Annotated in this window: 20 protein-coding genes and 1 pseudogene; 10 read left to right on the plus strand and 11 right to left on the minus strand. The window is 58.2% G+C overall.

The features are described from left to right. Positions 1-3: 3 nt before the first annotated feature. The 5 genes from ACR0BF_RS03285 to ACR0BF_RS03305 form a co-directional block, all read right to left on the minus strand. Entirely contained in the window at positions 4-810 is an 807-nt protein-coding gene (locus tag ACR0BF_RS03285; protein WP_480521406.1) for an ABC transporter permease, read from the minus strand. Beyond that, positions 800-1,729 carry an ABC transporter permease gene (locus ACR0BF_RS03290; RefSeq protein ID WP_209598102.1) on the minus strand — a complete coding sequence of 310 codons (930 nt, stop codon included), beginning with the start codon at positions 1,727-1,729 and terminating at the stop codon, positions 800-802. The genes ACR0BF_RS03285 and ACR0BF_RS03290 overlap by 11 nt, the downstream gene beginning before the upstream one ends. Beyond that, positions 1,722-2,711, minus strand: a complete 990-nt coding sequence (locus ACR0BF_RS03295) for an ABC transporter ATP-binding protein (protein ID WP_480521408.1) — start codon at positions 2,709-2,711, stop codon at positions 1,722-1,724. The genes ACR0BF_RS03290 and ACR0BF_RS03295 overlap by 8 nt, the downstream gene beginning before the upstream one ends. A gap of 65 nt (positions 2,712-2,776) precedes the next feature. Then, complete coding sequence (locus ACR0BF_RS03300) at positions 2,777-3,940, minus strand: ABC transporter substrate-binding protein (protein WP_480624261.1); 1,164 nt, start codon at positions 3,938-3,940, stop codon at positions 2,777-2,779. Between the two features lie 112 nt (positions 3,941-4,052). Then, positions 4,053-4,961, minus strand: a complete 909-nt coding sequence (locus ACR0BF_RS03305; RefSeq protein WP_480624262.1) for a LysR family transcriptional regulator — start codon at positions 4,959-4,961, stop codon at positions 4,053-4,055. A gap of 556 nt (positions 4,962-5,517) precedes the next feature. On the opposite strand from ACR0BF_RS03305, the pseudogene ACR0BF_RS03310 reads away from it, so the two are divergent. The 7 genes and pseudogenes from ACR0BF_RS03310 to ACR0BF_RS03340 form a co-directional block, all read left to right on the plus strand. Beyond that, positions 5,518-5,709: pseudogene (locus ACR0BF_RS03310) on the plus strand (transposase); the annotation flags it as partial. Positions 5,710-5,761: 52 nt separating this feature from the next. Continuing rightward, entirely contained in the window at positions 5,762-6,469 is a 708-nt protein-coding gene (locus ACR0BF_RS03315; RefSeq protein ID WP_480604014.1) for an IS6 family transposase, read from the plus strand. A 110-nt stretch (positions 6,470-6,579) separates the two neighbouring features. Further along, positions 6,580-7,245 carry a Crp/Fnr family transcriptional regulator gene (locus ACR0BF_RS03320; RefSeq protein WP_480604016.1) on the plus strand — a complete coding sequence of 222 codons (666 nt, stop codon included), beginning with the start codon at positions 6,580-6,582 and terminating at the stop codon, positions 7,243-7,245. Between the two features lie 150 nt (positions 7,246-7,395). Further along, positions 7,396-8,016, plus strand: a complete 621-nt coding sequence (locus ACR0BF_RS03325) for a hypothetical protein (protein ID WP_480624263.1) — start codon at positions 7,396-7,398, stop codon at positions 8,014-8,016. A gap of 92 nt (positions 8,017-8,108) precedes the next feature. Further along, positions 8,109-8,993 carry an MBL fold metallo-hydrolase gene (locus ACR0BF_RS03330; protein ID WP_480604325.1) on the plus strand — a complete coding sequence of 295 codons (885 nt, stop codon included), beginning with the start codon at positions 8,109-8,111 and terminating at the stop codon, positions 8,991-8,993. A gap of 15 nt (positions 8,994-9,008) precedes the next feature. Next, a complete protein-coding gene (locus ACR0BF_RS03335; RefSeq protein WP_480624264.1) occupies positions 9,009-10,691 on the plus strand; it encodes a bifunctional protein tyrosine phosphatase family protein/NAD(P)/FAD-dependent oxidoreductase in 1,683 nt (560 codons plus the stop codon). A 135-nt stretch (positions 10,692-10,826) separates the two neighbouring features. Beyond that, entirely contained in the window at positions 10,827-12,563 is a 1,737-nt protein-coding gene (locus ACR0BF_RS03340) for a SulP family inorganic anion transporter (protein ID WP_480624265.1), read from the plus strand. Between the two features lie 133 nt (positions 12,564-12,696). Here the strand turns inward: ACR0BF_RS03340 and ACR0BF_RS03345 are convergent, their stop codons facing one another. Continuing rightward, positions 12,697-13,602 (minus strand): LysR family transcriptional regulator, encoded by a 906-nt coding sequence (locus ACR0BF_RS03345; protein WP_480624266.1) that lies wholly within the window; start codon positions 13,600-13,602, stop codon positions 12,697-12,699. A 122-nt stretch (positions 13,603-13,724) separates the two neighbouring features. Here ACR0BF_RS03345 and cuyA point away from each other — a divergent pair, with 122 nt between their 5' ends. After that, entirely contained in the window at positions 13,725-14,738 is a 1,014-nt protein-coding gene (cuyA, locus tag ACR0BF_RS03350) for a D-cysteate sulfo-lyase (RefSeq protein WP_480604026.1), read from the plus strand. Between the two features lie 3 nt (positions 14,739-14,741). Continuing rightward, complete coding sequence (gene cuyB / locus ACR0BF_RS03355) at positions 14,742-15,449, plus strand: cysteate racemase (RefSeq protein WP_480624267.1); 708 nt, start codon at positions 14,742-14,744, stop codon at positions 15,447-15,449. An 83-nt stretch (positions 15,450-15,532) separates the two neighbouring features. Here cuyB and ACR0BF_RS03360 read toward each other — a convergent pair whose 3' ends face one another. From ACR0BF_RS03360 to ACR0BF_RS03380, 5 genes are read right to left on the minus strand one after another with little or no spacing between them, the layout of a single operon-like run. After that, complete coding sequence (locus ACR0BF_RS03360) at positions 15,533-17,011, minus strand: aldehyde dehydrogenase (protein WP_480624268.1); 1,479 nt, start codon at positions 17,009-17,011, stop codon at positions 15,533-15,535. Between the two features lie 9 nt (positions 17,012-17,020). After that, on the minus strand, positions 17,021-18,055 hold the full coding sequence (locus ACR0BF_RS03365; RefSeq protein WP_480516447.1) for an LLM class flavin-dependent oxidoreductase: 1,035 nt from the start codon (positions 18,053-18,055) through the stop codon (positions 17,021-17,023). A 3-nt stretch (positions 18,056-18,058) separates the two neighbouring features. Next, a complete protein-coding gene (locus ACR0BF_RS03370) occupies positions 18,059-18,976 on the minus strand; it encodes a flavin reductase family protein (protein WP_480624269.1) in 918 nt (305 codons plus the stop codon). Then, positions 18,973-19,761: an alpha/beta fold hydrolase gene (locus ACR0BF_RS03375; RefSeq protein ID WP_480624270.1), complete on the minus strand. Its 789-nt coding sequence runs from the start codon at positions 19,759-19,761 to the stop codon at positions 18,973-18,975. The genes ACR0BF_RS03370 and ACR0BF_RS03375 overlap by 4 nt, the downstream gene beginning before the upstream one ends. Beyond that, on the minus strand, positions 19,733-20,332 hold the full coding sequence (locus ACR0BF_RS03380) for an amino acid synthesis family protein (RefSeq protein WP_209504371.1): 600 nt from the start codon (positions 20,330-20,332) through the stop codon (positions 19,733-19,735). Before ACR0BF_RS03380 ends, ACR0BF_RS03375 begins: the two co-directional genes overlap by 29 nt. 107 nt (positions 20,333-20,439) lie before the next feature. Between ACR0BF_RS03380 and ACR0BF_RS03385 the strand changes: the two genes are divergently transcribed. Further along, positions 20,440-21,312 (plus strand): LysR family transcriptional regulator, encoded by an 873-nt coding sequence (locus tag ACR0BF_RS03385; protein WP_480624271.1) that lies wholly within the window; start codon positions 20,440-20,442, stop codon positions 21,310-21,312. The last annotated feature ends 60 nt before the right edge of the window (positions 21,313-21,372 follow it).

The raw sequence follows: 21,372 nt of genomic DNA on the forward strand, positions 1-21,372 counted from the left end.
ACTTTATTTGCCTTGCCCGGCCACGCTCTCCGTGCCGCGGGTCAGATAATATGCGCCGAGGATCGGCAGGAAGGTCACCAGCACCACGACCATGGCAACGACATTCGTCACGGGGCGCTGACGGGGGCGCACCAGCTCTTCCAACATCCAGATTGGGAGCGTCTGCTGCTGCCCGGCGGTAAAGGTGGTCACGATCACCTCGTCAAAGCTGAGGGCGAAGGCCAGCATGCCGCCCGCCAGAAGCGCCGTGGCGATATTGGGCAGGATGACATAGCGGAAGGTCTGGAAGGTATTCGCGCCCAGATCCATAGAGGCCTCGACCAGGCTGCCCGAAGTCCGCCGGAACCGCGCCACCGCGTTGTTGTAGACAACCACGATGCAGAAAGTCGCGTGGCCCAGGACGATGGTCCAGAAGCTGAACGGGATGTCCCCCAGGTTAAAGGCCGCCCGCAGCGAGATGCCGGTGATGATGCCGGGAAGTGCAATCGGCAGGATCACAAGCAGCGAGATCGTCTCGCGACCAAAGAACTTGGCGCGTGCCACGGCCGCCGCGCAGAGCGTGCCCAACAGAAGCGCGATCACGGTCGAGATGCTGGCAACCCGCACCGACAGGGAGAGAGCCTCCCAGACGTCCGGACGCTCCCAGGTGACGGCGAACCATTTCAGTGTCAGGCCGGGGGGCGGCCATTGATAGGATTTGTCCTCGGTCGTGAAGGCATAGACGAAGATCAACAGGATCGGCAGGTGCATGAAAGTCAGCCCCGCCCCTGCTGCGAGTTTCAGGCCGAAGGAGGCGCGGTCAGAGTGCATCGAAAGCCCCCTTTCGTTGTGCGACATAGAGATAGACGCCCATGATCAGGATCGGAACGATGGCAAAGGCGGCCGCAAGCGGAATATTCCCGGCCGTGCCCTGGAACTGATAGACCGCCTGACCGATCATCCTGGCCGAGGTGCCAACGATCTGCGGAATGATGTAGTCACCCAGCGTCAGCGAGAAGGTAAAGATCGACCCCGCAATGACACCCGGCAGCGCGAGCGGCAGCAACACATGGCGAAAGGTCTGGCCCGGCCGGGCGCCCAGGTCTCCGCTGGCCTCGAGCATCGAGGCCGGAACGCGCTCGAGCGCCGCCTGGATTGGCAGGATCATGAAGGGGATCCACACATAGAGGAACACAAGGAAGGTGCCGGTCCAGCTGACCGAAAGCGAGTTACCGCCCAGCACCGGGATCGAGAGGTAGGCCTCGAGCAGCCAGGTCAGGTGCAGCTCTGCAAAGACCCAGCTCAGGATGCCCTCCTTCGCAAGGATCAGCTTCCAGCTATAGACCTTGACCAGATAGCTGGACCAAAGCGGCAGCATCACGCCCAGATAAAACAGCGCCTTCCAGCGCCCACGCGCGAAACGCGCGGCGTAATAGGCGACCGGAAAGCCGATCACCGCGGCCGCGATGGTCACGCTGGTCGCCATCACCACGGTGCGCAGGATGATATCCAGATTGGCCGGGCGGAATAGCTCGCCATAAGTGCGCAGGGTGAATTCGTAATTGATCAGGCCCGAGAACTCGTCAATCGAGAAGAAGCTTTGCGCAAGCAGCGCAAAGAGCGACCCCAGATAGATCACGCCAAGCCACAAGGCGGGCGGGCCGATCAGCAGCAGAAGCAGAACCCGCGGCCTGCGCCAGAGCAGATCCGACAGGCGTCCGAACGCGCCGTTTGGGCGTGCGTCAGCCATTAGCGCCCTCCATCAGGTAAAGCGCATCGGCCTCCCAGGACAGGTGAACAGTCTGACCCGGCACCGGTATCTCTGCGCCTTTGGGCAGAAGAACGGCGACCTGTTCGCCATCCCAGTCCAGCGAAACACGGGTCGCCGAGCCCAGAAAGGCGCAGGACTGCACCGTGGCCGCCGGGCCTTCACTGGTCAGGCGGATCGCCTCGGGGCGCAGGCTGGCATGGGCCGATTTGCCGGTCAGTTTGCGGACCAGCTCTGGGTGGAGCACGTTGGAAGAGCCCACGAAATCCGCCACGAACGGCGTGTCGGGGCGGTCATAGATATCCTCGGGCGAGCCGATTTGCTGGATCTTGCCCTGATCGAAAACGGCAACCCGATCGGCCATCGACAAGGCTTCGCTCTGATCATGGGTGACAAAGACAAAGGTGATGCCCAGCTGCCGTTGAAGGCTTTTCAGCTCTTCCTGCATGGCCTCGCGCAGCTTGAGGTCCAGCGCGCCCAGCGGCTCGTCCAGCAGCAGAACCTTGGGGTTGTTGACCAGCGCACGGGCCAGCGCGACACGCTGACGCTGTCCGCCGGACAGGTCCGAGGGCTTGCGGCCGCCATAACCCGGCAGTGCGACAAGCTCCAGCGCCTCTTCGGCGGCGCGGCGGCGCTCGGCTTTGCCCAGCCCCTTGATCATCAACCCGTAGGCGACGTTATCGGTCACGCTGAGATGGGGAAACAGCGCATAGTCCTGAAAGACGGTGTTCACAGGGCGGCGATAGGGCGGCACGCGCGAGGATTCCGCTCCAAAAATCTCGATCTCGCCAGAGGTCGGCTGTTCGAACCCGGCGATCAGCCGCAGGCAGGTCGTCTTGCCCGAGCCCGACGGGCCAAGCATGGCAAAGAACTCACCGGGCGCAACCTCAAGGTCTACGCGGTCAACAGCTTTCACATTTCCGAAATGGCGGGAAACGCCGCGGAATCGGACGGCAGTAGTCATGGTGTCTCTCTAGGATAGCAGTCTGCCGCCCCGCAGGACCGGGACGGCAGAGGTTTCAGGTCAAATCAACGGCCGCCAATGACGCCGATATAATCCGAGACCCAACGATAGTAGGGCACACATTCGCCCTGGCTTTCACATTTACTGACCGGGGTCTGCCAGAACGCGATACGCTCGAAATCGTCAAAGCCGTTCTTGGTGCAGCCCTCGGCATTCTGCATGCCGCGGCCATCGGTACAGGCGGCGGGCACAGCCGGGTTGGCACCGAACCAGACCGACAGGTCGCTCATTAGGTTCGAGCTCAGCGTGTGTTCCATCCACATATAGGCACAGTTCGGATGCTCGGCATCGGCATGCATCATGGTGGTGTCGGCCCAGCCCGTTGCGCCCTCGACCGGGATGACCGAGGCGATCGGTGCGCCATCACCCTGCAGCAGGTTCACCTGGAACGGCCACGAGCCCGAGGCCGCCATGCCTTCGTTCTTGAAGTCGTCGATCTGGATGAAGGCGTCATGCCAGTAGCGGCCGACCAGCTTGCGCTGACCACGCAGCAGATCCAGAGCCACAGCATATTGTTCTTCGTTCAGTTCATAGGGCGAGGCAATGCCCAACTCGGGCTGATGGTGCATCAGGTAGAGCGCGGCGTCGGCGATGTGGATCGGGCCGTCATAGGCCTGCACGCGGCCCGAGTTGCTCTGCCCGTCCGGAAGGGTCTGCTCTTCAAAGACCACACTCCATGAGGTCGGCGCGCTGCCGCCAAAGGCGTCGGTGTTATACATCAGCACGTTCGGGCCCCACATGTAGGGCGTGCCGTAATGCTTGCCGTCGACGGTATGCCAGGGGGCGCTTTCCAGACGCGGGTCCAGAGTGCCCCAGGACGGGATCAGCGCCGGGTTGATTTCCTGCACCCGGCGACCGGCGATCATGCGCAGCGACGCGTCGCCCGACGCAGTGACAAGGTCAAACCCGCCTTCGTTCATCAGCGCGACCATCTCGTCCGAGGTGTTCGCGGTTTTGACATTGACGATACAGCCCGTGGCGGCCTCAAAGCCGGTCACCCAATCGAAGGCCTCCATCGTTTCGCCACGTTCAATATAACCGGGCCAGGCGACGATGCTGACTTGGCCTTCGCCCGCGCCGAGCGAGGTCATCATCTCGGCATAGACCGGCTGAGCTGCGATGCCGACCGCAAAGGTCAGCATCGTGCAGGGTTTCAGATAGCGTTTCATATCACTCCTCCCAAAGTTCGATATGTTTTTTGAGAGGATGAGCCCGACGGCCCGATATCGCAAATTCAAAAATCAGATGGTTTGGCATCGGCTTTTCCGATATGCAATGCCATCACCGGACCCCGGACGCGGTTAGTGTTTGCATCATCGTGATAAATTCCTGCGTGGATTCGGACATCCCCGCGCCCTTGCGCCAGACCAGCCCGACCTGAACCACCGGAAGCGCCCCGGATACATCCCGGCTGACGATCCGATCGCCCTCCAGAGACCAGGGGCGATAGACTAGATCGGGCAGAATCGCGACGCCCGCCCCAGTTGCTACAAGCGAGCGAACTGCCTCGACGCTTCGGGTGCGAAAGGCAAGCTTTGGCCGCTTGCCAAAGGCCGAGAGTAGCTTGACCGCCTCCTGCTCCATCTCGTCGACATCAAGTACGATCAGGGGTTCGTCCGACACATCCGGCAGCGCGATGCTATGCTGTTTGGCCAGCGGGTGATCAATGGGAAGCCACAGGCGAAAGGGCGACACCTCGAAAATCTCGGATTGAAGCGCGTGAACATTGCGCAGGTTGGTTGTCACCATAACTGCGACATCTAGCTCCCCACCGACCAGAAGATGCTCCAGATATTCCCCGGTATCCTCGATGGCGGTCACCTCAACTTCTGGGTGAAGGCGACGGAATTTCGACAGCATCTCGGACAGCACATAGCCGGCGGTCAGAGAGGTCACGCCAAGATTCAACTGCCCGCCAACGCGCTTTGAACCCTCGGCCAGCACGCGGGTCGCATTCGCAACCTCCGCCAGGATCGCGGTGACGCTGCGCTGAAACCGCCGCCCCTCCGGCGTGATGTGTAGGCCGCGGGGGTGGCGCTCGAACAGTTTCACGCCCAAGATCGCCTCAAGATCCTTGATCGCCTCAGTCACCGCGCTCTGCGAGATCGACAGCGAATGCGACGCGGCGCTGATCGAGCCCATCTCGGCAGCCGCAGCGAAATACCTGATCTGTTTCAGCGTGAAAGACATGACCCTATCCATGCACATTTCGGGACGCAATTAGAATAGGAAACCATTTAGCCAATGGTTGTTGCAGGTGGGGGTCACATCCCTTTTGTGGCGGACTTACTGGCCGAAAGTTCAGGATTATCGTATCCGGGATCGGCGGAGATACACGATGGAACCAATTTCCATGTTGCCGTGAAATCGCTAAGCGGAAGTTCGATCGCCAGGCAGCATCCGACGTTTTGGGCTCTGAACGGCCTTGTGCCCATGCGGCAATGCCATTGCGGCAGGCTGATTGAGACCGGCCATTTGCCAATCTCGCGAAGCCCCTGATTTTGCAGTGGTTCGGACGGTGCGCTACCGTTGGATGTCAATGAGCCGATGTTCAGGATGTAGGCGGCGAAATCGGAGAGAGAGCCCAAAGTACCAGATGCTGCACCTCGCGCAAATGTCCGACGGATCTCACATAAGCCGCGGCTTCAATGCAATGTTTTTTCAAATCAATAATTGGTGCTAGGGTCAGGATGCATTGATTTCCAACGCGCTGCGTGATTCACGGCTCGGAAAACGGAGCGGTGTCATGAGCGATCTTTACTGGCTGACCGACGAGCAGATGGCCAAACTTGCCCCTTTCTTCCCGAAGTCGCATGGCAAGCCACGGGTCGATGACAGACGGGTGTTGAGTGGGATTATCTTCATCAATCGCAATGGGTTGCGCTGGCGGGATGCGCCGCGGGAATATGGTCCCCACAAGACGCTGTACAGCCGGTTTTGTCAGAAGAACTTGGCTTGAGGCGGGCAGGGCGGTTGCGTAGCTTTTTCCCATGACCAGACCTGCCTCATTCAAATACTTCAAAACCAGCCCCGAGATAATCCGCCTTGCGGTGATGCTGTATATCCGTTTCCCGCTCTCGCTTCGAAATGTCGAAGATCTGTTACACGAGCGAGGCATCGACGTGAGCCACGAAACTGTCCGATATTGGTGGAACAGGTTTGGCCCTATGTTTGCATCAGAGATCCGAAGAAAGCGTGTTCAGCAACTCAGAGCCTTTTCAAAATCGAAGTGGCACGTTGACGAGGTTTTCGTGAAGGTGAATGGCAAGCGGCATTATCTTTGGCGGGCTGTGGATCATGAAGGCGAGGTGCTGGAAGCCGTTGTTACCAAACGCCGAAACAAAGCTGCAGCGCTGAAATTCCTCAAGAAATTGATGAAGCGACATGGTTGCGCCGAAGAGATCGTCACAGATCGCTTCGCTTCCTACATGGCTGCGCTCAGAGAAATGGGCGCGCTCGAAAAACAACAGACGGGAAGGTGGCTCAACAACCGCGTCGAGAATTCGCACCTGCCGTTTCGACGACGCGAACGCGCGATGCAGCGTTTCAGGCGAATGCGAAGTTTGCAGAAATTCGCCTCCGTCCATTCCTCTGTCTACAATCACTTCAACCAGGAAAGATCGCTAGCCAGTCGAGACACCTTCAAGCTGACCCGCACCGCCGCTCTCGCCGAGTGGCGTCAACTTTGTTCCGGATAGGTTCGCGGTTTCCGCGGCAAACTGAGACTGGTTCGAATTCGTCTGACAGCACCGTTGAACCGTATCGCGCCGATTGAGGAGGGCATTGTGGCACCCATGCGCAACGCAAGATGACAATTTTGGACTGGACTGAGCGATTTCACGGGACAAGCCGCCTTCCGAAGGCTGTGCGTGAAAGGTTACGTACGGCGGCCCGTATTGTGCGGTGCCCAAAAGGCGCTCAGGTATTCGGCCCTGACAACGTCCCCGACAGCCTGTTGTTCTTGTATGACGGACGGATCCGCGTTTCTCAAAGTTCGGATTCGGGCCGCGAGATCGTGCTCTATCGGGTCGAGGCGGGGGAAAGCTGTGTGCTGACGACGGCCTGCATGCTGGCAGAAGAAGCATATAACGCTGAAGGTATTGCCGAAACCGACGTAACGGCGGTGACCTTGCCGAAACATGCCTTTGACCGTCTGGTCTCGGAAGAAGACGCATTTCGTGAGTTTGTGTTCGAGGCCTATTCGCGCCGGCTGATTGATCTGTTGCGGGTAGTCGATGACGTGGCATTCGGGCACTTGGATATTCGCCTTGCTGAACGCCTTCTGGTTCTGTCCGGGGGTCGGGAAGACATTCAGGCAACGCATCAGCAACTCGCCAGCGAACTGGGCACCGCGCGTGAAGTCGTATCGCGGATTTTGCAGGACTTTCAAAAACGCGAGATGATTACACAATCGCGGGGGCGCATTGCGATAACCAACAAGGCGGCTTTGGAACAGTTGGCTCAAAGCACCTGACCATTTCGGGAAATTTTCCGGTTTCGTGACTTTGTCACTGAAGTCGGGGTTTCAAAGTTATATTTACTCCTCAACTTTTCATACCGCCATGGTGATTGCAGGTCTCACGCGAAGGCCGGATGAGGGTTGGCAGAAACGGAGGAGACAAAGATGAATGACCGCAATCCCGCCCGGACGTTCGGCGGCATCGCCATTGCGTTGCTTGTTGCTGCTTTGGTCGGCGCGGCTGGCAGTTACATCTTTCTGATGTCCGGGCACGGGCATCGCCAGGGAATGACCGGTGAACGGGCAGAGCATCGTCATGGTGCAGACGGGCAAGGCCACGACGAGGTCAACATGCTGGGGCTGAGGGGCGAGAACGCGACGCCCGAGGAAAGCGCCGAGCTGGCTGTGATGTTCCGCAATTTCGATACGATCACACGCGAGGTTGAAAACCTTCCCAACGGTATTCGCACTGTCACAAGATCTTCCGACCCGGATGTCATGGATGCTCTGGTCTCCCATGTTGCCGAGATGATCGATCGGGTGAGTCGCAAGGATGATCCGATGATCATCATTCAGAGCCCGACCCTCGACATATTTTTTCAACATGGCGACAAGATCACCTCGGATATCGAAGTGACCTCTGAAGGGATCGTAGTGGTGCAAACATCTGACGATCCGGAAATAGCCAAAGCCATGCATATCCATGCGGCCGAAGTGAGCGCGATGGCGGATCGCGGCATGGACGCCGTCCACGAAATGATGATGACACGCGGCGGAAACGGGTAACGGATCCGCGCCAGTTAGGAGGCAAGATCATGAATGATCAGAAGTCAATCGAGATACACAACCAGAAAATGGCCGACGCGATAGCGACGCCGATTGGAAGCTACCCAGTTGATCTGAGCGTGAAGCCCGATGTTCAGGGTTTTTACGACGAGGCGACGGCGACGATCAGTTATATTGTTGCGGACCCGACCTCGAATGCCTGTGCGATTATCGACAGTGTCATGGATATCGATTATGCCGCTGGCCGCATTACGTTTGGCCATGCCGACATGCTGATTGCCGAGGTTGAGAAGAGGGGCCTCAAGCTGGAATGGATCATTGAGACCCACGCCCATGCCGACCACCTGTCAGCCGCGCCTTACATCCAGAAAAAGCTGGGCGGCAAGATCGGCATCGGTGAAAACATCAAGATCGTGCAAGACGTGTTTGGCAAGATCTTCAATGAAGGCACCGAGTTTCAGCGGGACGGCAGCCAGTTTGACGCCCTGTTCGTCGATGGCATGACCTACAAGATCGGCAACATGACCGCCTTTACCATGCATACGCCGGGCCACACACCCGCCTGCATGGTGCATGTTGTCGGGGATGCAGCCTTTGTGGGCGACACGTTGTTCATGCCTGACGGTGGCTCGGCGCGGGCCGATTTCCCCGGGGGCGACGCGGGGACGTTATATGACTCGATTCACAAGGTGCTCAGCCTGCCGGACGAAACCCGGCTATTCATGTGTCACGATTATGGTCCCAACGGGCGTGACATCCAGTGGGAAACCACGGTGGCCGAGGAGAAGGCCCACAACATTCACGTGGGCGGCGGCAAGACAAGGGACGAGTTCATCAAAATGCGGTCCGAGCGCGACGCGACGCTGGCAATGCCGACACTGATCGTCCCCTCGATTCAGGTCAACATCCGGGCGGGCGGCATTCCAACGGACCAGGACGGGAACCAGATGCTCAAAGTCCCAGTCAACAAGCTCTGAACGCAAGAGGCACCCATGGACATCAGAAAGATATCAGGCGCAGTTTCGGTGTCGCCGCAGATTACGCCAAATGACATCGAGGCGATAAAAGGCGCGGGCTTTCGTGCCATCATTTGCAACCGTCCCGATGGCGAAGGTGCCGATCAGCCGACTTTCGAGGAGATCGAGGTAGCTGCGGAAAAACTGGGTCTCGAGGTGCGCTATGTTCCAGTGCAAACCGGGATCGTCAGGGACGAGGACGCCGAGGCCTTTGGCAGCGCGCTGACCGAGTTGCCGGGTCCGGTTCTGGCCTATTGCCGGACCGGCACGCGCTCGGCCACTTTGTGGTCGTTGAACGAGGCGGCGCACAAGCGTCCGGTATCCGAGATCCTGTCAGCCACCAAGGTCGCCGGTTATGACATGAGCGGCGTCGCCCGCCGCATTGCCAATGGTGGGAAAACGCCGACCGACACGGGCGACGCATCCTTCGACGTGGTTATCGTGGGCGGTGGGGCTGGCGGTATTGCCACTGCGGCCAGCCTGCACGCGCGCAAATCCGACCTGTCGATTGCCATCATTGATCCGTCTGACGTGCATTATTATCAGCCCGGCTGGACGTTGGTGGGCGGGGGCGTCTTCTCCGCAGAACAGACCGCCAAGACGATGGGATCCCTGATCCCGCGCGGGGTGAAGTGGATCAAGGCGGCAGTTGCTGCCTTCGAGCCGCTGAACAATGCCGTTATTCTGGATGGCTGTCGCGTGGTGAAATACGACCGTCTTGTCGTGTCTCCGGGGCTCAAGCTGGACTGGAGCGCGGTCGAAGGGCTGGAAGAAACCTTGGGCCGCAACGGGGTGACCTCGAACTACCGCTATGACCTGGCGCCCTACACCTGGCAGCTTGTCGAAGGGCTTAAGGAGGGCCGGGCGCTGTTCACGCAGCCGCCGATGCCGATCAAATGCGCGGGTGCGCCACAAAAAGCCCTATATCTGTCGGGCGATGCGTGGTTCCGGCGCGGCGTTCTGAAGGATATCGACATCCAGTTCATGAACGCTGGCGGTGTGCTGTTCGGGGTCAAGGACTATGTCCCGGCGCTGATGGAATACGTCAGAAAATACGACGCCTCGCTGAATTTCTTTCACAATCTGGTGTCGGTAGATGGGGCGGCGAAAAAAGCGACCTTTAAGGTTGCAGTGCCCGACGCCGAGCCGGATTTGGTCACAGTCGAGTTTGACATGATGCATGTCTGCCCGCCACAGGTCGCGCCGGACTTTATTCGCGTGTCGCCGCTGGCGGACGCGGCGGGCTGGGTCGATGTTGATCAGGCGACACTGCGCCACAAGAACTTTGACAATATCTGGTCGCTGGGCGACGTGATGAACGCGCCCAACGCCAAAACCGCAGCGGCGGCGCGTAAACAGGCACCGACCGTGGCCGATAATATCGTGGCAGACATTCAGGGCCGCGGCCCGGTTGCCGCCTATGATGGCTACGGCTCGTGCCCGTTGACGGTCGAGCGTGGCAAGATCGTTCTGGCCGAGTTCGCTTATGGTGGAGTGATGACACCCAGCTTCCCGAAATTTCTGATCGACGGAACCAAACCCAGCCGGTTGGCGTGGCTGCTGAAAGAGAAACTGCTGCCGCCGATCTACTGGTCCGCGATGCTGAAGGGCAAAGAGTGGTTGGCCAAGCCCGAACCACTGAAGGTGGCGACCGATTGACACCTCTCGAAACTGACACCGGAAGAACCGATTTAAGTTCTGGTCTGTTCCGCCTTCACCAAATGTGCGACGGGCCACGGTATGGCGGTCAGAGCCTCCCGCGCTCTGGCCGCCGCTTTCTCAGGACGTGAACCCATGCAGAGCCTTTTATGTTTCCTTCCTATTCTTGACTGGGGTCGCCAGTATAGCCGGGCGTCGCTGTCGAATGATCTGATCGCGGCTGTGATCGTCACGATCATGCTGATCCCACAGTCCTTGGCCTATGCCTTGCTGGCAGGGCTGCCGCCTGAGGCCGGGATCTATGCTTCGATTCTACCGATCATCCTTTATGCAGTTTTTGGCACCAGCCGGGCGTTGGCGGTGGGGCCGGTGGCGGTTGTGTCGCTGCTGACAGCCAGCGCCGTGGGGCAGGTGGCCGAGCAGGGCACGGCCGGATACATGGTGGCGGCACTGACACTGGCTTTCCTGTCGGGTGGCATTCTGGTGCTGCTGGGCGTTTTTCGACTGGGCTTTCTGGCCAATTTCCTCAGCCATCCTGTCATCGCAGGCTTCATTACCGCGTCGGGTGTCCTGATTGCGACCAGCCAATTAAAGCACATTCTGGGTGTCAGCGCCCATGGGCATACCCTGCCAGGGATGCTGGGCTCAATCTTCGAAAACCTTGGGCAGACCAATTGGCTAACGGTAATCATCGGCGTGCTGGCCACTGCGTTCCTGTTTTGGGTGCGCAAGAACCTCAAACCCGCGTTGCGGCGCATGGGGGTGACACCCCTGCTGGCTGACGTGCTGACCAAGGCCGGACCAGTTGCTGCCGTGGTGGTGACCACAGTTGTCGTCTGGGGGTTCGGGCTGGATGCGCAGGGCGTCAAGATCGTCGGCGACGTGCCTCAGAACCTTCCGCCGCTGACTTTTCCGGGGCTGTCCTCGGACCTCATCGGTGCATTGCTGGTACCAGCGATCCTGATCTCGATCATCGGTTTTGTCGAAAGCATCTCGGTTGCGCAGACGCTGGCTGCCAAGAAACGCCAGCGCGTGGACCCCGATCAGGAGTTGATCGGTCTGGGCGCAGCCAACCTGGGCGCGGCGTTTACCGGCGGCTTTCCGGTCACCGGCGGGTTCTCACGATCGGTCGTGAACTTCGATGCGGGGGCGGAAACCCCGGCGGCAGGCATATATACCGCTGGTGGTCTGGCGATTGCCGCGCTGTTCCTGACACCGCTGGTGTACTTTTTGCCCAAGGCCACCCTGGCCGCGACGATCATTGTTGCGGTGCTAAGCCTTGTGGACACGTCGATCCTGAAAAAGACCTGGGGATATTCGCGCGCCGATTTTACCGCCGTAGCCGCCACCATCGTTTTGACTTTGCTGGCCGGGGTCGAAACCGGTGTGGCCAGCGGCGTGGCGATTTCGATCCTTCTGCATCTCTACAAAACCTCGCGCCCGCATGTGGCCGAGGTCGGGCTTGTGCCGGGCACGCAGCACTTCCGCAATATCAATCGCCACAAAGTCGACACCGAGCCGTCACTTGTGACGCTGCGGGTCGATGAAAGCCTGTATTTCGTGAACGCCCGTTTCCTCGAAGATCTGATCCAGGCGCGTGTGACCGAGGGTTGCGAAATCCGCAACGTGGTTTTGATGTTCTCGGCGGTGAACGAGGTCGACTTTTCAGCCCTCGAAAGCCTTGAGGCCATCAACCACCGCCTGCGTGACATGGGCGTTGGTCTGCACTTGTCCGAAGTCAAAGGCCCCGTCATGGACCGCTTGAAACAGTCGCATTTCCTCGACGACCTCAACGGACAAATCTTTCTCGCCCAGTACGACGCATGGCAGCGGTTGACCGCACCGGACAGGGTAACATCAGCGGCAGAGTAACCAGAGCCGAATTAGGGCCAGAATCCCGTGAGAAGTTCCGATGCGGGCATACCACTAGGGTTCACCTTGAATAGGTGGGCTGCCTTGGGCCGCACTCATCCGCGTTCTGGAAGTTGTTTACTTCGACGTCAGATCAATAATGCAACGTAGCGAAATCGAGTGGAAGCGCATCAAAGCTTTGCCAGATTTGCTCACAATATTCGGACTGAGCAACTGCAAAACGAAACATCCTGATTGTCAGTTCCTGTGAAGGAAGTGTGCTGTCAGCGCGTTGAAGCTGACCTGTTGCCAGGGACGCAGCAACCAGAGAATGAGGTAACCAGGCAACGCCAATTCCATTCAAGGCATATTGTTGCATCGCAAATGTCAGGGCCGTTTCAGCTCTGGCCACAAGTGTGGTTTCCTCTGGTAATCGCGGCGCGATTTTCCGAGCGAAAACTTGCCCCAGAAACACATCGGACGGATAGCCTATGACCGGAAGTGCCGCGCTGGTGATTTTGTTGCGAACAGAGGGTGCGCAAACGGGAATCAAAGTGTCCGCGCCAAGTGTCTTGGCTTCGAATGCGTCACCAACACTGCTTATTTCGTCGCCCGGGATCGAATACATGATCGCGAAATCGACCTGTTTTGAGATCAGGTTCAACAGACATTCGTCCTGGTTCCCCGATCGCACGTGAATTGAGATATCGTCATTCTCGGTCAGCGTTTCCACGATCTTAGGCGAAATCGTTGTCGTCAAAGCATGTTGGCACACAAACGACAGTGATTTCCCGGTTTGGTCATTCGCTGTCTTCAGCACATGTCGCAGTTTGTGCAGCCGCGTACTAAGCTCTCTCAGTTCGGGCTCTAATGACTGAATGCCAGGCATAAGTGATACTGGCTTGTGGCGGCGGTCAAACAGGGTGGCTCCGATGCTGTTTTCGATAAGCCGTATCCGCCGAGTGAAGGCAGATTGAGTGAGAAGCCGCTTCTCAGCGGCTCGTGTCAAGGAACCGCTATCCAAAACAGCCAATATGTCATCGATCCATTCCAGGCGCATGGAGGTTAAATAGGCGAAGGACGTCTAACATGCAACTTTTGCAAGTTATGAGTAGAATTTCGAATTGGATGCACGGCTTGAGGGATGGTAAATTGCCGAAATTCAATGTTAGGAGCCTCTACATGCATCTCGCCCGCTTTCCACGTGTGCATCTTGCCCATCTGCCGACGCCGTTGGAACCGATGAAGAGGCTGTCCAAAGAACTGGGGGTGGAAATCTGGATCAAACGCGATGACTGCACTGGTATGTCGACCGGTGGCAACAAGACCCGCAAACTGGAATTCCTGATGGCCGAAGCCGAGGCGCAGGGCGCGGATATGGTCATGACGCAAGGGGCAACTCAAACCAACCACGGCCGACAGACAGCCGCTTTTGCAGCCAAGCTGGGATTTGATTGCCATATTCTGCTGGAAGATCGCACCGGTTATCAGGACGGAAACTACAACACCAACGGCAATGTCCTGCTGGATCACCTCCACGGTGCAACCACCGAGAAATTTCCCGGCGGGCATGACATGCCGGCCGAGATGGAAAAAGCAGCAGAAAAGAAAAGGGCAGAGGGGCGCAACGTCTACCTCATCCCCGGTGGTGGATCAAATCCGACAGGTGTCCTTGGCTATGTGAACGCAGCTTTTGAGCTTTTGGGCCAAGCCAACGACCGCGGTTTAAGAATTGACCGGCTGGTGCACGCGACCGGCTCTTCGGGAACGCAGGCGGGGTTGGTGACCGGTATGTGCGCCATGAACGCGAAGGTGCCGGTTTTGGGGATCGGGACCCGGGCGCCCCAACTTAAACAAGAACAGATGGTTTACGATCTTGCCTGTAAAACAGCCGAGAAGCTGGGATGTGCAGGCGTCGTGAACCGCGAAGACGTGATGGCCAATACAGATTACGTCGGACAGGGTTACGGCTTGCCTACCGAAAGTGGTATCGAGGCAATCCGGATGTTCGCCGAGCTGGAGGGGATACTTTTGGATCCCTGCTATTCGGCAAAAGGTGCGGCAGGTCTTATTGATCTTGCACGCAAAGGCGAGTTCCAGGACCAGCGTGTCGTATTCCTGCATACCGGCGGTGCAGCGGCGCTGGGGGGGTATGACTTTGTGTTTGACTATCAGAACCGCTGGGTCAATATCTGACCAATGACGCGGGCCCCGATCGGTATTCTTGGTGGCATGGGTCCCGAGGCGACTATCCTCCTCCAGCGCAAGTTGGTGGAGGCTGTGCCTGCAAACGACGATCGCGACCATATCCCGTTGTTGATCGATATGAACCCGCAGGTGCCGTCTCGCATTTCTCACTTGATTGACGGAACGGGCGCGGATCCGGGGCCTGTGCTTGCCGCGATGGCACGTCGTCTTCAAGCTGCCGGGGCTGTGGCATTGGCCATGCCGTGCAACACTGCACATTACTATGCTGCTGCGATTACGGATGCCGCGACTATTCCCTTGTTGAACATGGTGGAACTGGCAGTGGATCGTGCCGACCGGACAATCGGACCGGGTGGGTGTATCGGGATGCTGGCGTCGCCCGCGCTGCGGCGCGTAGGTCTTTTCGACACCGCGTTTCAAGCGCGGGGAATGTCAGTTGTCTGGCCAGCAGATGAGGGCAAGATGCTTGCGGCCATCCGCAGGATCAAGGCCGGTGATCCTTACAATGAGGCACGCGAAACTCTGAATACCGTATCTGCGGAACTGATTGGTGCCGGGGCAGATATGCAACTTATCGCGTGTTCAGAGCTGTCGTTAATCGCCGACAGTGTCGCCGCGGACGTAAGAGCTGTTGATACGATTGACCTGTTGGTTGATGCGATCATCGCGTTTTCCCAAGCAAATCGCACCCACTCTTGATCCTGCTGAAAGTGGGGCAAGTGATAAGGCTGGAAGGCAGCGCTGCTGTGCAGTTGTGATCGTTGATCGTCTAGCAGATCACCTCAGCGCATAACAAATGGGTTCGACATCGGTTTGTCCGATGTATTCAGCCAAACGGTCTTGGTTCGCGTGTAATCGTGAATGGCCTCCAATCCCGATTCCCTGCCATAACCGGATTGATTGAAACCGCCAAAGGGCGCGATGGGTGAGACGGCGCGGTAGGTGTTGATCCAGCAGATGCCCGATTTCAGGCGTGATGAAACACGGTGAGCACGGGCGACATTTTCGGTGAAGATGCCCGAGCCAAGCCCGAACGGCCTGTCATTGGCCAAGGCGATTGCCTCTTCTTCAGTGTCGAAGGGCAGCAAGGACATGACGGGGCCGAACATTTCCACCTTCAGGGTCTCCGTCTCGGCATTGGTGCATTCCACCAGCGTTGGGGCCATGAAATAACCTGACTGATCCAGTGGCGCGCCACCGAAACGAATACGGGCGCCCTGTTCCTTGGCCTTGGCCAGCGTCGCCTGAATTCTGACAATCTGGGCTTTTGTGCACAGAGGGCCAATGTGTGTTTCAGGTTTCAATGGATCACCGATGACAATGCCCGTCATCTTTTCTTCGATTTTGGCGATAAGGGATTCCATAAGGGGGCGATGGATCAGCCCGCGCGATCCTGCGACGCAGCTTTGACCCGAAGCGCCGAAATTACCCGCGATCAGTCCGTTGGCCGCACCATCCAGATCGGCATCATCGAAAACTATGATCGGGGATTTTCCACCCAATTCCAACGTGGTTACAGCAAAGTTTTCCGCCGAGTTGCGCACCACATGGCGCGCCGTTTCCGGCCCGCCAGTAAACGCGATGCGGTCCACGTCAGGGTGTCGGGTGAGAGGGATCGCACAGTTCTCGGCGTCCCCGGTAATGACGGAAACGACGCCGGGTGGGAATCCCGCTTTGTCAATCAAGCGGGCGAATTCCAGCATTGGGGCGGGCGCAATCTCTGATGCCTTCAGCACAACCGAGCAACCCGCGGCAAGAGCCGGCCCAAGCTTGGTAGCCGTCAGAAACATCTGCGCGTTCCAAGGGACAATTGCGACTACCACGCCAATGGGCTCGCGCCGCGTAAAGACATGCATGTCCGGTTTGTCGATCGGCAGGACCGCGCCTTCGATTTTGTCCGCCAGCCCCGCATAGTAGCGATAATAATCGCCGACATAAGCCGTTTGGGTCGCGGTTTCCGCCAGCAGCTTGCCGCTGTCCTTCGTCTCGACCTCGCCAAGGCGTCCTGCGTTCTGTTCGATCAGTTCCGCAAGCCGGAACAACAGTTTGCCACGCGCGGTTTGCGTCATGTCCCGCCACGCCGGATCGTCAAGTGACTGGCGCGCTGCAGAAACGGCGCGCTCTACGTCTTCGGGTGCGGCGCAGGCGAAACTGGCCCATTCCTCGCCCGTCGCGGGGTTCAAAGAGGTCATCACTTGCCCACGTGCCCCTTCGGTCCAAGTGCCGTCGATAAATAGCTGGTAATGTGGCTTCTGGTGCATTGCGGCCCCTCACTGAAACTTCGGCATTACATCGTCGATGAAACGGGCAAGTGATGCGCGCTTGCGTTCGAAGCTCATGCCGCTGTCGATCCAAAACGAGTATTCATCATATCCAAGGTCTTCATAGCGTTTCAGACGTTCTGTTACCCCGTCCGCCGTGCCGATTGTCAGATCGCGCACAAGGTTTTCGGGTGCCATCATTGCGTTGGCTGCCATTTCTTCTTCGGTCAGAGCCTGAATCAATCCCTGTCGGACTGGTCGCTTGTTTTGGAACCACGCGCCGAAATAGTTGTAGAACCGGGACAAATCCCGCGCAGCCTGATCCAGTTCAGCGTCATCGCGCCCGACATAGGTGTGGTGAAGCAGCATGATCTTGGGGCGCGCTCCGCCGTGATTGGCGCAGGCGGTCTCAAAACGGGTCATCAGTGTCTCGATTTCTTCGATGCCTTGCCAGAGCGGGGTGACCTGAATGTTGAACCCGTTCTGAACGCCGAACTCGTGGCTGTTCGGATCCCGCGCGGCAATCCAGATGGGTGGCCCGCCGAGCTGCACCGGCTTTGGCGCCGAACTGGTGGCGGGAAACTGAAAGAACGCTCCGTCATGCGCGCAGTCGCCTTCCCACAATTTGGGCAGCAGAGGAGCGATCTCTCGCATTCGCTGACCGGCGGTCCATGCGTCCAGACCGGGCATAAGCCGCTCATATTCATAAGAGTAGGCACCGCGCGCTATGCCCAGTTCGATCCGGCCACCGGTCATGATATCCGCAGCGGCTGCCTCTCCCGCCAGTTTGATCGGATGCCAGAACGGTGCGATCACAGTGCCGGTGCCAAGGCGCACGTTTTTGGTATGATGCGCGATGTCCACCAGCGACATCAGCGGGTTGGGTGCGATGGTGAAATCCATCCCGTGATGTTCACCGGTCCAGACCGCACGCATCCCTGCCTGATCAGCCATCTTGCACAGCTCGATGAACTCTTCATACAACTTCTCATGCGACTCTTCGGGGCCCAGCCGTTCCATATGGGCAAAAAGGGAAAACTCCATTCCTCAGGTCCTTTCCGACAGGCTGTGCACATCGCCCCGCTGGGCGTCACCCAGATAAAGCGAGAAATTGCGGGTTTGGCTTTCCAGCGCAAAACGAGCCATCATGGTGGCGATGGGTGCTGACGCGTAAGGTAGGGTCGCCAGGTCTTTGGTTGCGACTGCGTGAAACGGGCCATGCCGGGGCAGGGCGGGCGCAGACGCAAGAATGTAAACATGGTGCGTGGTCGCATCGTCATAGACGGAATACGCGACGCCAAGGCGCGCATTGATACCCCTTGCCGTCAGGTTCTGCATAAGGCTGCTTCGCAGATCTTGCCGATCTGACAGCGTAACTTGCGGCGGGCGGAAACCGGCATCTGTTTTCTCCAGAAAGACGTGCCCGTCCTGTTCGATGATCGCGCCACAGACCACATTTCGCCCGGATGGTTCCAGCGCGCCACGCTCCAGTCCGAGGCTGAAATACTGCCCGTTCGCATAGCCAAGTCCGGTGGCATCGTCCTGAGAATACGTTTCGACCTGACCGATCAAAACGCAATGGTCGCCGGCTTCGACAACCTGATGAGTGCGGCAGGAAAACGTTGCGACTGCCCCCCTGATCAAAGGGACGTCATTCGTATCAAAGTAGTGATCGATTTTGGCAAATCGATCACCTTTGAACCCGGCAAACGTATTGGATACGTTTTCCTGCCCCTCGGCCAGAATGTTCACCGCGAAACGGGCGCAGGTTGCAAAAACGTTGAAAGAAGACAGGTTTTTTCCCGGACAGACCAAAAGCAGCGGCGGGTCGAGAGAAACCGAAGTGAAGGAATTGGCCGTAAAGCCAAGTGGATTGCCTGCGTCATCACGCGTCGTCACAACCGTCACACCGGTCATGAACCGACCGAATGCACGACGAAGGTCAAGAGGATCAAGCGCGGTCATGGGCGCAGCACACTCAGAAAGCTGGAAATCGCAGCGTTGACCTGATCTGCATGCGTCATCGGCATCATATGTGCAGCGCCTTCAATGATTTGCGCGCGCCCGTTCATCGCGGCGTCCGCCATGGCGCGTGACATCTCCGGGGTTGAATTGGGCTCAAGACTGCCGGTTAGAAAAAGCGCCGGGCAGCTTAGTTTCTCCAACGCATCGCGTCGGGGGCACTGGCTGTGGGCGAAGACGGAATAGGCCGTTTTATACGCAGCCGGGTCCATGGCCGTCAGCCATCTACGGCAGGCATCGCGCTCAGCCGAGGCGACATCTCCGAACCATCGATGCAATGTGCTGGTGGGATCAGCGATCGTCTTGCCATCCAGCTGCGCCGCACGGTCGCGCACGGCCTGTGCCGCATTCGCGGCTCTCTCAAAAACCGCGTTCAATGCGACGACCCCACAAACCCGGTCTGACGCTTTGGTGGCAACATCAAGCGCGATCATGGCCCCCATCGAGTGGCCAACCAAAACGACCGCTCCACTCATGCAGTCCAGAACACCCCGAGCCGCTTCGGTGTACGCCGAAAGCCCGATGCTGAGGTCAGTTAATGGGCTGTTTCCGTGACCGGGCATGTCCGGAGCGGTCATGCAACCCTCGGACTCAAGCCCGTCCAATTGCGCACCCCAGGCTTCAGCCCGTAAACCAACACCATGCAACAGAAGGATATTCTGACCCGAACCAGTCTGGATAGCCGCCAGCCCGCCGATCTCAGACCGCGGCCGGGTTGTCCAGGTCATGGCCCAAATCCTTGAGATCCTGATAACGGTCACCGATACGGTGGTGCGGTCTGCCCGAGGTTGCTGCGCCTAATACGACCACAACTTCGTCATCGCGCGGTGCGTCAGAAATTGAGAACTGAATTGTCAGGTAGTGCGACCTCCGCCCGGCATCGTTTTTATCCATCAACGGCACCATGATCGGCGCATTTGCCGGACCACGTGTGTTGGTGAACGCCAGATAGGATTTCGCACCGACGGCCTCACGGTAGTGATTGCCAAAGCGCAACGTGTGAATAAGGCCCGAAGCGTGCTCGACCTCACCATTCAGCCCGACCACGGCGGCTTTGCCATAGGCTTCGATTGCCTCACCACTCCCGGCCAGTTTGATCATACGTTTCGTCATCATCTCACCCAGAACAGGGCCATAGGCCTGTATCTCGGGTTTAAGGTCTTCCACAAACCGTCCTGCCCAGGGGTTGTGAACCACTGCGGCCACGGCAAACATGCGCCATGGGGTTTTGGCGGCTCGGAAGCCCTCGACAAGGACCTCCTCATCGTAGGTGACGATCTTACGTATTTCCGGTTGCATCAAAGCTCTCCTGTCGCGCTCGCAAACGTTAAAAACGGACAGGGTTTTTGACAAATGATTGAATTATGTGCTTTGCCATTAAAAAGATTAATGGACAGCTTGACCAAATGGGTAAATCTCTTCCACCACTGACCTGGTTCCGATCCTTCGAGGCGGCTGCACGAACGCTTAGCTTTACGGCGGCTGCCGAAGAGATTGGCTTGACGCAATCGGCGGTCAGTCAGCAGGTGAAATCGCTCGAGATGCGTTTGGGGACAGCTCTTTTTGTGCGGTACCCCAGAAGTTTGGCGATGACGGATGCGGGGCGTAAACTATTGCCCGAGGTTGGCAGCGCGCTTGAAGCGCTTGCCGCGGCTGCCTGGCGCGTGGACGCCAGCGCGTCCGGAGACATCTTGACCGTCGCCACGTCTGTTAGCATCGCCCAGTGGGTTATTGCCCCATATCTGTCAGATTTTACCGGACGCCATCCTGAAGTTCGCGTTCGGCTTCTCAGTGCGATCTGGCCCGACGATTTCCACGCATCCCACGCTGATGTTCAGGTTAGGTTCGGATCAAAGAAACAGGTGGGACAGGGCGCTGTCCGCCTGATGCCTGACCGTCTGGTTGCCGTGAAATCCCCGACGGTCGCGGGCGGCGTGTTTGACCTGCCTCTGATCGAGGCTGTCGGGACATCAAGTGGGTGGGGCACATGGTTTGAAAAACAGGGCTTGCGCCGCCAACCTGGTGTTTTTGTCGATACATTTGGGATGGCTCTGCAACTGGCCGTTCACGGCAGCGGTGTCGCGTTGGTGAGCGAATTACTGACGACTCATGCGATTGCCGCCGGTCTGGTCATACGCGCGCATGAATGTTCGGTTGACAGCAACGAAGGCTATTACCTCTCGTCAAACGCCGCCAATCCGGCTGCCCGATTGTTTCACGACTGGGTGTTGGCCTTGGTAACAGAACAGACCCCGAAGGTCGTCGACGTCTCTGGCTAACGGCAGAGGTTGATTGACAGTGTTCCATCGGTAGGGTCACGTCACCAGATGAACAATTAG

Source organism: Ruegeria sp. AG7 (assembly GCF_056541545.1).